The organism is Actinomadura rupiterrae (assembly GCF_024172125.1).
Classification (GTDB): Bacteria; Actinomycetota; Actinomycetes; order Streptosporangiales; family Streptosporangiaceae; genus Spirillospora; species Spirillospora rupiterrae.
The window spans coordinates 283,843-298,778 of record NZ_JAMZEA010000008.1; the positions used below are offsets into that span (position 1 = coordinate 283,843).

16 protein-coding genes are annotated in these 14,936 nt (G+C 68.2%); 8 read left to right on the forward strand and 8 right to left on the reverse strand.

Translation table 11 applies throughout. From position 1 onward, the window contains the following. Positions 1–7: 7 nt before the first annotated feature. The 3 genes from FHU30_RS28735 to FHU30_RS28745 are packed head-to-tail and all read right to left on the reverse strand — an operon-like array spanning position 8 to position 1,476. Positions 8–949 carry a DUF4097 family beta strand repeat-containing protein gene (locus FHU30_RS28735; RefSeq protein WP_253879953.1) on the reverse strand — a complete coding sequence of 314 codons (942 nt, stop codon included), beginning with the start codon at positions 947–949 and terminating at the stop codon, positions 8–10. 31 nt (positions 950–980) lie between these two features. Next, positions 981–1,265 carry a WhiB family transcriptional regulator gene (locus FHU30_RS28740; protein ID WP_253879959.1) on the reverse strand — a complete coding sequence of 95 codons (285 nt, stop codon included), beginning with the start codon at positions 1,263–1,265 and terminating at the stop codon, positions 981–983. Between the two features lie 46 nt (positions 1,266–1,311). After that, entirely contained in the window at positions 1,312–1,476 is a 165-nt protein-coding gene (locus FHU30_RS28745) for a hypothetical protein (RefSeq protein ID WP_253879961.1), read from the reverse strand. 137 nt (positions 1,477–1,613) lie between these two features. On the opposite strand from FHU30_RS28745, the gene FHU30_RS28750 reads away from it, so the two are divergent. Together FHU30_RS28750 and FHU30_RS28755 are read left to right on the forward strand one after the other, a co-directional pair. After that, positions 1,614–2,432 (forward strand): GntR family transcriptional regulator, encoded by an 819-nt coding sequence (locus FHU30_RS28750; RefSeq protein ID WP_253879963.1) that lies wholly within the window; start codon positions 1,614–1,616, stop codon positions 2,430–2,432. A 3-nt stretch (positions 2,433–2,435) separates the two neighbouring features. After that, positions 2,436–3,254: a glycosyltransferase gene (locus FHU30_RS28755; RefSeq protein ID WP_253879965.1), complete on the forward strand. Its 819-nt coding sequence runs from the start codon at positions 2,436–2,438 to the stop codon at positions 3,252–3,254. 85 nt (positions 3,255–3,339) lie between these two features. On the opposite strand, the gene FHU30_RS28760 is transcribed toward FHU30_RS28755, so the two are convergent. Continuing rightward, complete coding sequence (locus tag FHU30_RS28760) at positions 3,340–3,666, reverse strand: hypothetical protein (RefSeq protein ID WP_253879967.1); 327 nt, start codon at positions 3,664–3,666, stop codon at positions 3,340–3,342. Positions 3,667–4,191: 525 nt separating this feature from the next. Between FHU30_RS28760 and FHU30_RS28765 the strand changes: the two genes are divergently transcribed. After that, complete coding sequence (locus FHU30_RS28765; protein WP_253879969.1) at positions 4,192–4,473, forward strand: GntR family transcriptional regulator; 282 nt, start codon at positions 4,192–4,194, stop codon at positions 4,471–4,473. A 49-nt stretch (positions 4,474–4,522) separates the two neighbouring features. Here FHU30_RS28765 and FHU30_RS28770 read toward each other — a convergent pair whose 3' ends face one another. Both FHU30_RS28770 and FHU30_RS28775 read right to left on the reverse strand, forming a co-directional pair. Beyond that, a complete protein-coding gene (locus tag FHU30_RS28770) occupies positions 4,523–5,437 on the reverse strand; it encodes a TRADD-N-associated membrane domain-containing protein (RefSeq protein ID WP_253879971.1) in 915 nt (304 codons plus the stop codon). Positions 5,438–6,031: 594 nt separating this feature from the next. Continuing rightward, positions 6,032–6,505, reverse strand: coding sequence for a hypothetical protein (locus tag FHU30_RS28775; RefSeq protein WP_253879973.1), 474 nt, complete (start codon positions 6,503–6,505; stop codon positions 6,032–6,034). A 352-nt stretch (positions 6,506–6,857) separates the two neighbouring features. Here FHU30_RS28775 and FHU30_RS28780 point away from each other — a divergent pair, with 352 nt between their 5' ends. The 5 genes from FHU30_RS28780 (at position 6,858) to FHU30_RS28800 (ending at position 11,525) form a co-directional block, all read left to right on the forward strand. After that, positions 6,858–7,874 carry a M4 family metallopeptidase gene (locus tag FHU30_RS28780; RefSeq protein ID WP_253879975.1) on the forward strand — a complete coding sequence of 339 codons (1,017 nt, stop codon included), beginning with the start codon at positions 6,858–6,860 and terminating at the stop codon, positions 7,872–7,874. 134 nt (positions 7,875–8,008) lie between these two features. Further along, a complete protein-coding gene (locus FHU30_RS28785) occupies positions 8,009–9,265 on the forward strand; it encodes an MFS transporter (protein WP_253879977.1) in 1,257 nt (418 codons plus the stop codon). A gap of 66 nt (positions 9,266–9,331) precedes the next feature. Further along, positions 9,332–9,997 (forward strand): GntR family transcriptional regulator, encoded by a 666-nt coding sequence (locus tag FHU30_RS28790; RefSeq protein WP_253879979.1) that lies wholly within the window; start codon positions 9,332–9,334, stop codon positions 9,995–9,997. A gap of 143 nt (positions 9,998–10,140) precedes the next feature. After that, positions 10,141–11,025, forward strand: a complete 885-nt coding sequence (gene ypfJ / locus FHU30_RS28795) for a KPN_02809 family neutral zinc metallopeptidase (RefSeq protein ID WP_253879981.1) — start codon at positions 10,141–10,143, stop codon at positions 11,023–11,025. Between the two features lie 182 nt (positions 11,026–11,207). Continuing rightward, entirely contained in the window at positions 11,208–11,525 is a 318-nt protein-coding gene (locus tag FHU30_RS28800) for a type II toxin-antitoxin system VapB family antitoxin (protein WP_253879983.1), read from the forward strand. A 591-nt stretch (positions 11,526–12,116) separates the two neighbouring features. Here FHU30_RS28800 and FHU30_RS28805 read toward each other — a convergent pair. Together FHU30_RS28805 and FHU30_RS28810 are read right to left on the reverse strand one after the other, a co-directional pair. Beyond that, the gene (locus FHU30_RS28805) at positions 12,117–13,421 is read right to left on the reverse strand and encodes a CynX/NimT family MFS transporter (RefSeq protein ID WP_253879985.1); all 1,305 of its coding nucleotides are present in this window, start codon (positions 13,419–13,421) and stop codon (positions 12,117–12,119) included. Positions 13,422–14,207: 786 nt separating this feature from the next. Continuing rightward, entirely contained in the window at positions 14,208–14,924 is a 717-nt protein-coding gene (locus tag FHU30_RS28810; RefSeq protein WP_253879987.1) for a FadR/GntR family transcriptional regulator, read from the reverse strand. Between the last annotated feature and the right edge of the window lie 12 nt (positions 14,925–14,936).

The following is a 14,936-nucleotide window of genomic DNA, read 5'->3' on the forward strand; positions in this document are numbered from 1 at the left end:
CCGAGCATCAGAAGCCTCCGAACGCGCGGGACGCGGCGGCGGCCGGGGCGGCGGGCGTGCGGACGCGACCGACGCGGCTACGGGCGTCCACGCGCAAGCTGTCCGGGTCGCACATCGGGCCGGCGGTCACGTCGACGTCCCCGGAGGTGGAGAACGCCTCGATGGTGCCGGGGCCGGTCGCGGTGATGGTGATGTCGCCGGAGGTCGCCGTGAGCGAGGCGATTCCGCTCGTCCCGGCGCTCAGGTAGTCGCGGACGTCGATGTCACCGGAGGTGCTCTTGGCGAGGACGTTGACCGTCCGGCCGATGCGGACATCCCCGGAGGTGCTGCTCACGTTGGCGTGCTCGGCGACGTCGGCGCGCACGTCCCCCGACCGCGTTTCGGCGAGGAGGTGCCGCGTCCGCTCGGCACGAAGGTTCCCGCTGGACGAGTCGAACTTGATGCCCTCATAGGTGCCGTACGCGTCCAGGTCGGCGGCGAGAGTCTTGACGATGATGCTGGACAGCTCCGGCACTCGCGCGGTGACCTGGATGCTTCCGGCGTCCGCGCCGACGACGGTCGTTCCGTTCACGGTGACGCCGTTGATGGTGACGCCCTGGTCGCCGATGTTGATATCGCCGACGACCGTCCCAATGCTGGTCACGACCGTGCCTCGCCCGACGTGGATGGCGTTCCCGTTGATGTGGACGGAGCCGTTCGTCTGGATGATGGTCTGAGCGCCGCTCATGACCTCCGGGACGCGCAGCATGAGCGCCTCGCGGGCGTCGTCCCACAGGAGGATGGCGTCCTGGACGGCCTCGGCGAACGCCGCGTCGGTGCCCGTGGCGGTCACGGTCACCTCGGCGACCGTCCGGCCGGGCTCGGAGATCACTTCGACGGACCCAACCGGAAGGTCAACGGACAGGTAGACCGGGCCGGACTTGGGAGCGGAGAGGGTGCGGAAGGACATCGGAAGTCTCCTAGCTGGACGAAGCGGCGGGTCAGGCGGCGATGTTCAGCGAGCGGCGCGGGATGTCCTCGGCGGCTACGGCGGCCCAGACACCGGAGCGCGCCCCGATGCCGACCGCACGGACCAGGCACTTGGACCGGACCGGGCAGGAGAGGCAAACGTCCTTGGCGACGTCCTCCCGCGCGGCCTTCTCCTCGGTGGTCTCGATGACCAGGCGCGGGCCGGTGTGAAGCTCGGAGTCGTAGGCGCACTCCGCGCCGACCAGGCCGGCGGCGATGAGGTCCGTGGCGGAGAGCTTGCTCGGGTGCAGCTTCATGAGTTCCTCGCAGATCGAGAGTCGGGCGGCGAACGAGAGCGGCGAATCAACCCGCGTGGTGGTGGCTGCCGATGCGGTCGGCCATGACCTGGACGACGTGAAAGGCGTGGTTGACCATGTCGGCGGCCTGCTCGGGGTTGGCCCAGACGAAGAAGACGACGACAGCGGTGATCAGGTACTGGGGGAGCTTGCTGGTCTGCTGCTGGAACATCGGAGCCCCTTCGTCGGTTTGTAAGTTTGCCAGCAAACTGGCGAACGAGGACGACGTTAGACGGGTCACACGACGCGGCGCAAGAGACTCGCCCGAAGTTTGTTGGCAAACTTGTAAACCGGCCTAGGATGGTGCCCATGAAGCCGCAGCCCACCCCGGTACGGCGGTCCGTGCCGCTGGCCATCGCCGACGACATCCGCATGCGCATCGAAAGCGGGGAGCTGTCCCCCGGCGACCCCGTCCCGACGATCCACCAGCTCGGCGAGACCTGGGGCTGCACCGTCGGCGCGGCCCGTGAGGCTCACCGGCTCCTCAAAGAGCAGGGGCTCGTCACGGGCGGACGCGGCAAGCCGCTCTCCGTCCGCCAGCCCGTCAACCAGACGCTCAGGTCATCGGCGCGCCACCAGATCGAGAAAGACTTGGCCGCGCAGCCCGAAGAAGAGCGCGCGAAGGTCGGCACGGCCGAGCTGGAGACCGGCATCTCCTTCGAGGAGATCGACTACAGCAGCACCTACGACGTCATCCCAGCGAACGTGGACCTCGCCGAGGCGTTCAAGGTGGATGCCGGGACGGACATCCTCATGCGCACGTACGAGGCGCGCATCTCCCGGACGGGCGTCCTCAACTCGTGGAGCCTCTCGTACCTGCCGGTCGAGATCATCGGCCAGAACCCGGCCTACATGGACGCGGCGAACGAGCCTTGGCCGGGCGGCACGCAATACCAGCTCCGGACGCTGGGTATCGAAGTCGGCGAGATGATCGACGAAGTCACCGGGCGCATGCCGACCACGGCCGAACGCGAGGACTGGCACATGGACGCAGGCGTCCCGCTGCTGGTCGTCCGGCGCATCTCGATCGACACCACGGGCCGGGTGGTCGAGGTGTCCGACGCGACCTTCCCCGCTGACCGGACGAAGCTCTCCTTCCCGACGCCTCTCAAGCCCTGGAGCGAATGACCGATGCCTCTGATCTCGATCATTACCGCAGCTCACGCGCCGTCCGCGACCTACCTCTCCGAGACGGCGAAGGCCATCGAAGCCGTGAAGCTGCCTGAGGGCTGGGACCTTGAGTGGGTCGTCCAGGAGGACGGCGCGGACCCGAAGCTCCGCGAGTTCTTCGCTCCCATCCCGTACGCCAAGTACGACGCGGCCGGCCGCCAGCTCGGCATTGCGCTCACGCGGAACCTCGCCCTGACCCGAGCCTCCGGCGTCCTGCTCCAAGCACTCGACCAGGACGACATGCTCCTACCCGAGGTGTTCACGACCCTGATCCCGCACTTCGCCGAGCGCGGAGTCCACTGGGCCATCGGCCAAGCGGACGACATCCTCCCGGACGGCACCCGCAAGCCCTACCCCTCGCCCATCCCGTTCGGCCTCAAGCGGCCGGGCGAGGTGAACGAGTTCGCCGAGGCGGACGGCGGCAACTGGCCGATCCACGGCGCAGCGTTGATGCTCCGCACGGCCACCTTCCGCGCCCTAGGCGGCTGGACCGGCATCCCCTACGACGACGAACTCGCCACCTTCGCCGCCCTCTCCCAGATCTGCGAGGGCTACTACGACGAAGCGATCACGTGGCTCTACCGCCACCACCCCGGCCAAACCCACCGCACCGAGGGCGCCCAGCAGCTCAGCGCGGCCGGCCGCCGCATCGCCCTACAGCGCGCCGTAGCCGCCCAAGCAACCGGCATGACCTTCTCACCCGAATCCGCCGGCGCCTTCGTGAACGAGCGCCCCGTCCAGGTCGGCAAGGTCACCAAGGACACCACCCTCGGCGAGTAACCCCAGAACAGCAAGTAACCCCAGCACAGCAAGAGGGGCCGTCTCCAACCGGAGACAGCCCCTCTTCGCGTTCGGACGTCGCGCGCTACCCGAGTTCGGACAGATGAGCGCGGTCATGATCGACCCGCGCGAGGTTCGCCCGGATCCGGACGAGCGCCTCGTCCAGGCTGTGAACGGGCGCGAGCGGTTCACGCCAGCTCGTCCAGAACCAGCGTCCGCCGCCCCCGTCTGCGGCCGAACGCCGCGCACAGGTGATCCGGTCGGCCGGGTGCCGAACCTCATCACAGCATCCGGACGCTTTGGGGTTCATCACATGCAGTCCCGTGGCCGTGAGATGCGTAGTGAGCCCGTACAGCTCCAGACGCACAGCAAGCGCGGCGAGGGGGTTGTCTTCGGTGGATGTTGGGACCACGGGCAGGCACCTCGATTCCTGCTTGGGGTCCGGTCCGGCGCTTCTCGTCGGGCCGGTACGGACAGATGGGGCGGGCGCGCCTCGGCGCACGGGGTCGGTTAGACGCCGAGGCGCACCCACGTTCATTCGGCCCAGAGCACCGCGCCGTCCTCGTCGGCCAGCCAGCCGAGTACCTCCCGGCCTATAGGCATGTAGACATTCCGTCCGGAGGGCGGAAACGCGACACGACGCATGACGACCACGCATCCCTTCGGAGCACGCCGAAGGGCTGTTTGTGCAGCGTCCCGAGCCTTGTCGCGGTCTCTGGAGACGCCAGCCTCGGACGCGCCATCTCCGATGACGTCCCACGTGTAGATCGGATCGGGCTCCCATGGACGAGAGCGGGCGGCCACGGGATCACCTCCTCGTGGTGAAGCACTGAGCTACGAACCTCACTCACGAGTGTAGAGCGGTATAGAGCGGTATGCAGCGGCATGCCGCTACCCGTGCATCTATGCAGCTCAGAGCCGCTATAGCGTGATCTACATGGCAGGTCAGAGCCCGGTGCCGCCGTTCGAGCCCAGCGAAGCGGCGTACGTTTACATGCAGGTTGCCGACCACATCGCCGCGCGCATCGCGGCCGGCGAACTCTCGCCCGGTGCCCGCCTACCCGGAGAACGCGACCTCGCTGAGGAGTACGGCGTAGCCCTCGGCACCATCCGCCGCGCCATCGAAGAACTCCGAGACCGCGGCCTTGTCCACACCCTCCCCGCCAAGGGAACCTTCGTGACGAGCCCTAAAGATGAGGCATCAGCAGAGAACGCCTAGGGCTGATGCAGATGTTCTCAAGTTCGCTCAATTTCAATACGAGTCAGATTTACAATATTATTTTTTTGCCTCCACTCCCGCGCCCAAATATCCACTCTCTCCAGCTAGATATTCCAGTGCCGATAACTTCCTCTTCTTCTGCAATCGCATCAGCCTGATTTAGAATCCGCTGAACAATTTTGGAGCGGAGTTGATCCCTTCTCGTGGGATCCACAACCCGCTCTATTACCGCCTCGGATTGCTTTATTAATTCCCCTAGGCGGACTTCATCGCGAAGAGGATTCGCCTGTCGCTCAAGGTGCTCACGTGCACGATTTGTTTGGGCGAAGAAGAGGCCTGAAGTCAGGTTTGTAATTAATCCACTTGCGGTAATTATTATACCCGCCACCTGCTGGCCACCGGACCGAAAAATAGAAACCCCTACACCAATAAAGATGAGCACAGTGCCGACTGTAGCGATGATCTGATTAATGCGATAGCTGCTTCTGAGTTGCGTTAGCGCCTGACTGTATACCTCAATGAGAACAGAAAGGCGGGCGTCATCAATATCCGCTGCCTCCTCATAATCCGCCAGCCGCTCACGAAGCTCCGACATCTCCTTACGCAGAGAACGAATTTCTCGCGCTTGCGTAGGACGGCTTCGCAGGTCTTGTATGGTCGTCTCAAGTTCGGATATCTGGTGCGCCATATCGTCAATTGCTCGGCTAGCACGTTCCGGTGTCGCCGTTAACTGAGCCGAACGCCGCAGGCTGCGAGCCACCCTCTCAGTCTCTTCTGTACGTCGCTCGGCGGGTCTGCTCAGACCGGCAAAAGTAATTGCCACGACGAACATTAGAACCGTTACCCGAATCACGGTCTCCCAACTAAGATCCTTGGGAATTTTATTTGGATCAATAACAGTGATAGCTATAATTCCGCCGATCACAAAGAAGACTGACGCGATCAGAACCCTGACTAGCTGCATGCCTTGTGATCGCTGGCACGACCGAAATCGTTTCACATACTCGTCCACGCGCCCTGATGGCACATGATTCCTTGTGTTCAGGTATCGCGACGCGCATATGATGCCGCTGGCGCTGAGTTGAGGCAGGACGGGGCCTTGCCCGGCTGAGAGGCTCCCGGATGCCACGCCACTATGCGAGGCGAGACGATGCCAGGGGATCATGGCCACCGCTCACCCACGGTCCGCCTACCTGGCGGTGACGTGGAACGCGTAGTCTCAGTTCTAGTCTCAATTGCTCGGCGTTCGGGCTCGTTCAGACCAGTCCGCCGAGGGCTGACCCCACCGGCAGAATGCCCGTGAGCTTGCGTTCCGGGCGTGGGTGATCACGCGCGGACGTTGGTCAGCAGACTTGGAAAGCGTGTTGGGGGCAACCCCTCACGAGTTCAAATCTCGTATCCTCCGCCAGCCTGTACCAGGCAAGCAACGCTGAGGGCGGCACCTACGGGGTGCCGCCCTCAGCGCATTTCAGCCTCAATCGCAGTCTCGGTCGCTACCCAGCAGCCAAGGGCCCCACCCACCCCACGAAGCCACGAAGCGTCTGCCCGCCCCGCTGGATCATTCGACGTCTTCGGCGGGGACGGGCTCGATGAGGTGTTTGGCACAGCGACACGGCATGCGCGCGAAGATCCGGGCGCCATCGGGATCGTCCGCGCGCGAGGACTGGATAGGCCGCCAGCCGCGGCCGTCACACGCCGGGCACTCCGGGTCGGGTCCGCGGCCAGGCAGGAGCTCGTCCTCCGCGCTGTCGGCCCCTGGAGGCGGGCCGTCAATGAGCTCGTCGAGCGCGCCGGACGGGTACCCGTGCGCGATCAGCTCGCACCCGTCATGCCCACTTCGGCCGCAACCGCCGCACGCCGGACAGAACACCGGAAGGAGCAGCAGCCGGACCTCGCCGGTGACCGGGTCGCGATCCCAATCAGTGGACACGCGCTCGTGCGTGATGCCGAGCCCCCGACACACGGCGCAGGGCACGGCGCCGTCCAGCTCCGGCGAGGGAAACACCGCCTGGCAGTAGTTCACGTCGTTCATGCCTCTCCGCCGACTCAAGTCGTTCACAGGACGTGCCACAAGCAATGGCAACGATCATTGCCCGTCGAGCTTGATGAGACCGAGCAAAGCCCGCAAGCCCCTTCGGCCATCTCCCGGGCCCAGCAGCTCGTTCGACGTCCGGCCCCACCTCCAGCGTTCAAGCGACATAGGGCCTTCATGGGCGGATTTTGCTGCTGCACTGCGCGGTGGTTCGGCGAACATTGGCTGCTCAGGGGCTCTACCCAAGGGGTTGGGAGTGGGGCATGATCCGTCGACCGGCCTCTGCCCGCCCGGCCGGCCCCTCGGCCTCCCTGGAGGAGCCTTGTTCCGTCCCTACCGTGCGCCTCGTCTCGTGCTGTCCGCTGGTGTCGCGATCGCCGCCGTGTCCGGGCTCGCCGCCGCGCCCGCCGCCGCGGCGGCGCCTGGAACCGGTACCGGTCAGGTGTTCATGGTCAATCCCGTCCAGTCCTCGGGGAACGAGGACCTGGCGGACGGCAAGGACGCCGCGTCGGCCGTCCCCATCTCCGCGTACGCCAAGGTCGCGTTGAGGAACCTGGACGGCAGCGGTTACCTGTCCGGTCGCTGGGCGGCCGTCCGCTCGGAGACCGGCGCGCCCGCGTACTCGACGACCGGTGACTTCCGCTACACGCGGGACGTCGACCAGTTCGAGCAGGTCATGGCGTACTTCTGGGTCAACGAGGCCCAGGAGTACCTGCAGAGCCTCGGCTTCGGGTCCGAGCTGCCCGGCGCCAACGACAAGCAGCAGAACGTCCGGATCAACCAGTGGGGAGCGGACAACTCGTTCTTCACCGACAAGAAGCACGAGATCCGCTTCGGCAAGGGCGGTGTGGACGACGCGGAGGACGGCGAGGTGATCGTCCACGAGTACGGGCACGCCGTGCACGAGGCCCAGGTGCCCGGGTTCGGCAGCTCGGAGGAGGCCGGCGCGATCGGCGAGGCCTGGGGCGACTACCTGGGCGTCGAGGTCGGCCTGGCCGCGGACGCGCGGTACGGCTGGCCGCGGCTGACGCCCGAGGCCTGCGTGGGCGACTGGGACTCGACGTCCTACACCACGACCGTGCCGCACTGCCTGCGCCGCCTCGACACGGGCAAGGTGTACGGGGACAAGGTGGGCGAGGTCCACGCGGACGGCGAGATCTGGTCGAACGCGCTGTGGGACATCCGCAAGGCCCTCGGCGCCCGCACCGCCGACCGCATCATCGTCAACGCCCAGTTCTCGTTCGCCCCCGACACCAGCTTCAGCGCCGCCGCCAAGACGACGGTGGCCACGGCCCGCGCCATGTACGGCGACCAGGCCGCGGAAACCGTCCGCCAAGCCTTCGCCGCCCGGCAGATCCCCGGCCTCTGACCCTGACCTGACTGAGGGCGGCGCTCCCGAGCGCCGCCCTCAGCGCTTTCCTACGCAGGCCCGGCCAGGAGGCGCTTGTATACAAGTCGTATATTCTGGGGATGCAAGGTTGCCGGGAGGAAGGTTCGGCGGGCATGTCCGGGAGTGGGGAGCGGCGGAGCGGCGCGTTCGGGTGGCGGGTGGTTGCTGCGGGGATGTTCTGCTGTGGGTGGGCCGGGAACCAGTTCACGCCGCTGCTGGTGATGTACCGGCGGGTTGGCGGGTATTCGCCGCTCACTGTGGACGCGATGCTCGGCGCCTATGTGCTCGGCCTGGTTCCGGGGCTCCTGATAGGTGGGCCGGCTTCCGACCGGTACGGGCGTAGGCCGCTGATGCTCGGTGGGACGGCCCTGTCGGCGGTTGCCTGCGCTGTGCTCGCGGCCGGTCCGCTAGGAGTGGGGCCGATTTTCCTAGGCAGGATGTTGACCGGCGTTGCCGTCGGCGTCGCGATGGCCGTCGGGACGAGTTGGGTAAAGGAACTCTCCGGCGCGCCCTTCGAGCCGGACGCGTCGCCTGGTGCGGGGGCGAGACGTGCTTCGCTGGCGCTGACGGCCGGGTTCGCCATGGGGGCCGGTGTGGCGGGGGCGTTGGCGCAGTGGGCTCCGGCGCCCATGGTGCTTCCCTATCTGCCGCCTATTGTGCTGTCCCTCTCGGTGGTGGCGCTGTTGCCTCGGGTTCCGCAGCTTCCTCCTGGACGAATCGAAGGACCGCTTTGGCGGGACCTGCGCGTCCCTACGGCAGGGCATCGGCGCTTCGTCCGGGTGGTTTTGCCTACGGCGCCCTGGATTTTCGGGGCGGCCGGGATCGCCTACGCCATCACGCCTCAGCTGGAGGCCGATCGTATGGGCGACTGGCAGCTTGTGTATGCGACCGCACTGACCGTCCTCACGCTTGGGACGGGTGTCGCCGTGCAGCCCATCGCCAAGCGACTTGACTCGGTCTCGACCGCGCGGGGCGCGATGGCCGCGCTGGGGCTCGTCGCGTTGGGGACGCTCATGTGCGCGTTGAACGCTGGGCCTCGTTCGCCGTGGGCTGGGCTGGCAGTGGCGATCGTGCTGGGAGCGGGCTACAGCATCGGGCTCGTTAGCGGACTCCTGGAAATCCAGCGCATCGCTACAGGACGGGACCTCGCGGGGCTTACAGGCGTGTTCTATGCCCTGTCCTACGTGGGGTTCTTGCTTCCGGCGACGCTCGCGCTCCTGTCGGACGCCGTCTCCTACAGCGTCCTTCTCTTCCTGGTGGCGGTTGTCGTGCTCGTTTGCCTGGGCGTGGTGGCCACCAACTCGCGCCGCCACCTTCCCCAACGCTCAGGCGCGAGGCATGCCGCGCTCCGCGCGGACGTGCAGGCGTGAGTGGAACGGACACCGGCCTAGGGCTCGGGCACTGATGCCGAACGCGATCTGCGGGACGATGACGACATGACCTTGCGCACTCCCGCCGCCGAACGCGCGTACTCGCACGTGAGGCGGAGCCTTCTGGACGGCACGCATCCCGGTGGCACGCTGCTGTCCGAGGCGGCGCTGGCCGAGCAACTGGACATTTCCAGGACGCCCGTACGGGAGGCATTGCATCGGCTGGAAGCGGAGGGTTTCCTACGGCTCTACCCCAAGCGCGGGTGGCTGGTCGTCCCGGTGACATTGACCGAGGGCCGGGAGACGATGGAGGCCCGGCTTCTACTGGAGCTCTACGCGCTGGACCGTGTCGCGGCCATGGGCCTAGAGAAGCTGCGCGAACTAGGCCGTGCCCTGGCGCCGGACGCCGATCCGAGCCGTCCGGTACGGGACGACGATTTCGTGGACATGGGGGCGTCCTTCCATAACCGGCTGCTCGCCGCGGCCGGGAACTCCGTCGTCCAGGACATGTACGCACGCCTGTGGAACCAGCAGCTTCGGCTTACGGCAGGCTCCGTAGCCGATCCCGACAATGCGGCCGAGGACGTCGAGGAGCATGGCCAGATCGCTGCCGCCATGCGGGACGGCGACGCCGCACGGGCTCGGCGGTTGCTCCAAGAACACGCGGGGGGAATCCTGCGCCGGCTGGGCCTCGGCGGGCACGACATCCGGCTGCCACCTCCGGCGAACTGACCGCCGCGGCTACTTTTTCGCAGGTCAACCGGCCTGGCAGGGAAGTTATCCACAACTCGGCGCTGAGGACGCGGCGGTGGGGCGTCCATGCCACCCTGGGGTGAGCGCCCTCGACCGCGGGGGCACCGGGGAGATGGATCGGGATGGACTTCAGAGACGACGCCGACCTCGACGCCTCGCAGGTGGAGGACGCGCGCGGCGGGGGCGGCGGCATGCCCGGCGGCATGATCATCGGCGGCGGCGCCGTGGGTGTCGTCGTGACCATCGTCGCGCTGGTGTTCGGCCTCGACCTGACCGGCGGTTCGGGGACCGGATCGCACGCGCCCGGCGGGCAGGGCCGGATCGGCTCGGGCACGAACCTGGCGGCCAAGTGCCGCACGGGCGCGGACGCCGACCAGTCCGACGACTGCCGCATCGTCGGCACCGTCAACAGCGTCCAGAAGTACTGGTCGCAGGAGTTCGCCGACCAGGGCCGCCGCTACTCCCCGGCCAAGACGCGGCTGTTCAGCGGCGCCACCCAGACCGGATGCGGCTACGCCACCTCGCAGGTCGGCCCGTTCTACTGCCCCGCCGACCACCGCGTCTACCTCGACCTGTCCTTCTTCGACGAGCTCCAGCGGAACTTCGGCGCGAAGGGAGGCCCGTTCGCGCAGGCGTACGTGGTCGGCCACGAGTACGGCCACCACATCCAGAACCTGCTCGGCACGATGAACAAGGTGAAGGCGAACGCGAAGGGCGCGACGAGCGGCTCCGTCCGCCTCGAACTCCAGGCCGACTGCTACGCGGGCACATGGGCGAAGCACGCCATGTCCACCGGCTTCCTGACCCAGCTCACCAGCAACGACATCGACCAGGCCCTGGACGCCGCCGGCGCCGTCGGCGACGACCGCATCCAGAAGCGCGCGCAGGGCCGCGTCAACCCCGAGGGCTTCACCCACGGCACCTCGGCCCAGCGCCAGAAATGGTTCACGACCGGCTACCAGACAGGAGACCCCAGCCGATGCGACACCTTCTCCGGCTCCCTCTAACCCGTCCCCGAACCCCCTAGGACGCCCATGCCCACGACACAGCACGCCCACCACCTGCCTTCGGCACCCAAGTCGGCCCAGGTCATCCCTGCCTGCCTGAAGCGCCGCCGCCGATCCGACACTCCCCGAGCGTGGACGGCGCTCACACCGTCCACGGCCCCCGAGACCGTAAACTCGAAACCGTGATCTTCAAGGCGGTCGGCGACGGAAAGCCCTATCCGGAGCACGGCCTGTCCTCCAGGGACTGGGCCAAGATCCCGCCGCGCCAGGTCCGGCTCGACCAGCTGATCAGCACCAAGCGGGAGCTCGACCTGCAGTCCCTGCTGGCCAAGGACTCCACCTTCTACGGCGACCTGTTCCCCCACGTCGTCCAGTGGAAGGGCGAGCTCTACCTGGAGGACGGCCTGCACCGAGCCCTCCGCGCCGCCCTGCAACAACGCCTCGTCCTACACGCCCGAATCCTCGACCTAGACGTCGTAGACCTAGGCCCCACCCCCTAACCACCCCACCCTCGACGCGCACCCGGTGCCCCAGCCCAGGCACCACCCCAGACGCAGCGCAGCAATGCCAGCACGCACGCCCAGCACCGAACACGACCCGCGCCCATCCCGCTGGCATTCGAGATGTGCACCCGCTCCGTCGCCTCGCTGCGCACGTGCGACCCGCTCTTCACGGGACGCGCCGACCTTCACGCGCGCGCATTGCCTCCGGCTCGGGTCGGGCGTCTCCCCGATCCAGCGCGGACGCAGTGCGGGCGCTATGTGGACGCAGCGGGGCCGTGCCAGCGCGTGCCTGGCGCTGGGCTCGGTCTGCGCGCATCCTGCTGGTGTTTGGCACGCGGGCGCGTCATTCCGTCGCCGCACCCGCACGTGACGTCCGGCTCACAGGGTTTGGCTCGGGCGGCGCGGCGTCTCAGCTCGGGCGCGTGTACAGGCTTGGGTCGGCGCGCATCAGTCCGGTCTCGACATGCGGGGGGTGACTGAGTTCTCATGCGTGCGCATCGGGCCCTTTCGTCTCGTCTGCGGTGTGGCGGGCTCGGTGCGCGTGTTGGGGTGGGTTTGGCGCTTCGCGGTCCGGGGTTGGCCTGCTGGTCAGCGGGTGGGGGCGGGTTCTTGGAGGGGGATCAGGGACTCGGACTCGATCAGTTGCTCAAGTTCGGATTCGGGGGTGGTGCTGGGGCGGACGTAGCCGGGCCTGGACGCGAGGACGCCGAGGATCACCTCGGGGACGATCAGGACGAACAGCAGGCCGAGGGAGATCGTCCAGCCGCCGGTCAGGTCGTGCAGGAGGCCGACCGCCAGCGGTCCGGCACCGGCGAGGAGGTAGCCCGCGGTCTGCGCCATGCCGGAGAGCCGGGCGGCGATCATCGGGCTCGGGGAACGCAGGTTGAGCAGGGTGAACGCCAGCGGGAAGGCGCTGCCCGTGCCGAGGCCGAGGAAGACCACCCAGAGCCAGCCGGCGGACGGGGCGACGATCAGCCCGCCGATGCCGAGGACCATCACTGCGGCCATACCGATCACCAGGGCGCTCTGGTGGCGCATCCGGGCGGCGGCGACCGGGGTCGCGAAACCCAGCGGAATACCGATCAGCATCATCATCGAGACCATCACGCCCGCCTCGCCCGCGGCGAACCCGTGGTCGCGCATGATCTGCGGCAGCCACGACATCAGGACGTAGAACATCAGCGACGCCAGGCCCATGAACCCTGCGACGTACCAGGCCAGCGGCGAGCGGAGGAGCGTGCCTTCGGCCGCTGGACGGGTCGCCGGGGTGCGCTCGCCGGTGTCGGCGGAGAGGTGCCGTTCGCGGCGTGCGCGCAGCGCCAGCGGGCTCCACACCAGCGCGGCGATCAAGGACGGGACAGCCCAGACCGCGAGCGCCAGCCGCCAGCCGCCTGTGTCGTCCAGCGGGACGGCCAGGCCGGCGGCGATCGCGCCGCTGCCCGCCATCAGCATCATGGCCAGACCGGTGAGCGAGCCCACCTTGCGCGGGAACGCGCGCTTGATCACCGCGGGCATCAGCACGTTGCCCATCGCGATGCCCGCGCCCGCGAGCACCGTCCCGCCGAACAGCGTGACCTGCGCCGGGACGACGCGCAGCACGATCCCGGCCGTGATCAGGACGAGCGCGACCGCGATCGCGGCCTCCGCGCCGATCCGCCGAGCGAGCACCGGGGCGATCGAGGCGAACACCCCGAGGCACAGCACGGGCAGCGTGGTCAGCATGCTGACCTCGACGCCGCTCAGCTTCAGCGAATCCTGCAGGTCGCCGAGCACGGGAGCGACGCCGGTGATCGCGGCGCGCAGGTTCACGGTCAGCAGGACGAGCCCGGCGAGGGTCCAGAGCGCCGTCAAGCGCGAGACGCCGGGTGCGGTGGTGGGTGCGGTGCTAGTCATGATCCTTCGGTCCTGGCCGCCGGTTCCGGCGACATCGTCGTGGTCTCTGGCTATGGGGCATGTGCGCGGCGCCGTTGCCGTCCGTCTCAGGCGATCCCGCGATCGGGACGGCCCGGGCTTGGTCGGAGCGTCGCCCGCTTTGGCGCGATCGTTCCCGCCGAAAGCGCTGCTCTCGACGTCGCCCGCGCGCACTCACGCTGGTCTCAGACCCACATGGCGGACGCTGATCACAGCGTCTTCCTCGGGGCGAACGCTGATCCCAGCGCCTTTCCGCTGGTCGCAGCGCCTTCCCGAGGGCGGTGTCGAGCCTTCATGCCTGCCTTCGGTCGGCATCAGGCTCAGGTGCCTTGGGGGCGGACGCCGGTCTCAGCGACTCCAGGCAGGGACGCTGGCACCGACTCGGCCGAGGTTCCGCAGTCCGTCCCCTTCGGAGCGCGGAAGCCTGGCTTTAGAGGCGTCCGGATCACGACGGTCCGGCCTGGCTGGCTGGGCGGTCTCGATGTGCTCTGCTGGACGCAGCGGGAGGCGGGCGCCGTGGGGTGGGTCCGTCCTGCCGGGCTTCGCCGGGCGAGGGTGTCACGTTCGTCCGAGGCTCACGTGGCCGGGGTGGAACGGCTGGGCTGGCTGCTCAGTGACCTTGGTGGCGTTCCGTCGGGAGGCGCGGCGCTTGGGTGGGGACGCTTCGTTGCGTCCCTCGGCCACGGGGGCCTCGCGGGGTTTGCATCGTTCCAAATCGGGCGGCGACGCGATCCGGGCGCGGCGGACGTCGTCGTGGTGCCGGACGGGTCAGGGGGCGTCGGGGACGGAGCGTTCGACTTCGTCGTCGGCGTTGTGGACGTCCGCCTCGTCCATGATCCGGTCGAGGCAGCGGCGCGCGGCGGACGCGGCGGCTTCGCCGTCGCCCGCGGCGATCGCCGACGCGATGGGGTCGTGCGGGATGTCGGCGTGCTCGACCAGCGGCCCGGCGGCGCCGATGCTCGCCCGGAGCGCGGCGCTGAAGTCGCGGTACAGCTCGATGAGCATCCGGTTGTGGGTGGCCTCCACGACGGCGGTGTGGAAGGCGAGGTCCGCTTCGACGAACTCGATGTGCTCGCGGGCGGCCCACGCGGCGTCGCGCAGGACGAGTGCAGCTTCGATCGCCGAGATGTCCGCGGGAGTGCGGCGCGCGGCGGCCAGCCGGGCCGCTTCGACCTCCAGGCCGCGGCGGACTTCGAGGATCTCCACGAGTTCGGCCCGCTCCAGGCGCCGGCGCATGGCTCCGGACATCTCGCTGGTGGCGCGCACGTACGTGCCGTCCCCCTGAAGGCTTTCGAGGATTCCGGCGTGCGTCAGCGCGCGGACGGCCTCGCGCACGGTGTTCCGGCCCACGCCGAGGCTCTCCGAGAGCGCCGGTTCGGGCGGTATCCGGGCGCCGACCGGCCACGTGCCCGCGACGATCTCGCCCTTGAGCTGCTCGATCACCTGCTCGACCAGGGACGAGCGGCGAGCTGTCCGCAGAGTCACGTTCCTCCTCAC

Excerpts from the sequence above, each read along its gene's own strand:
- FHU30_RS28735 (WP_253879953.1), bottom strand. The coding sequence starts at position 949 with ATGTCCTTCCGCACCCTCTCCGCTCCCAAGTCCGGCCCGGTCTACCTG.
- FHU30_RS28740 (WP_253879959.1), bottom strand. The coding sequence starts at position 1,265 with ATGAAGCTGCACCCGAGCAAGCTCTCCGCCACGGACCTCATCGCCGCC.
- FHU30_RS28745 (WP_253879961.1), bottom strand. The coding sequence starts at position 1,476 with ATGTTCCAGCAGCAGACCAGCAAGCTCCCCCAGTACCTGATCACCGCT.
- FHU30_RS28750 (WP_253879963.1), top strand. The coding sequence starts at position 1,614 with ATGAAGCCGCAGCCCACCCCGGTACGGCGGTCCGTGCCGCTGGCCATC.
- FHU30_RS28755 (WP_253879965.1), top strand. The coding sequence starts at position 2,436 with ATGCCTCTGATCTCGATCATTACCGCAGCTCACGCGCCGTCCGCGACC.
- FHU30_RS28765 (WP_253879969.1), top strand. The coding sequence starts at position 4,192 with ATGGCAGGTCAGAGCCCGGTGCCGCCGTTCGAGCCCAGCGAAGCGGCG.
- FHU30_RS28770 (WP_253879971.1), bottom strand. The coding sequence starts at position 5,437 with ATGCAGCTAGTCAGGGTTCTGATCGCGTCAGTCTTCTTTGTGATCGGC.
- FHU30_RS28775 (WP_253879973.1), bottom strand. The coding sequence starts at position 6,505 with ATGAACGACGTGAACTACTGCCAGGCGGTGTTTCCCTCGCCGGAGCTG.
- FHU30_RS28785 (WP_253879977.1), top strand. The coding sequence starts at position 8,009 with ATGTCCGGGAGTGGGGAGCGGCGGAGCGGCGCGTTCGGGTGGCGGGTG.
- FHU30_RS28790 (WP_253879979.1), top strand. The coding sequence starts at position 9,332 with ATGACCTTGCGCACTCCCGCCGCCGAACGCGCGTACTCGCACGTGAGG.
- ypfJ (WP_253879981.1), top strand. The coding sequence starts at position 10,141 with ATGGACTTCAGAGACGACGCCGACCTCGACGCCTCGCAGGTGGAGGAC.
- FHU30_RS28805 (WP_253879985.1), bottom strand. The coding sequence starts at position 13,421 with ATGACTAGCACCGCACCCACCACCGCACCCGGCGTCTCGCGCTTGACG.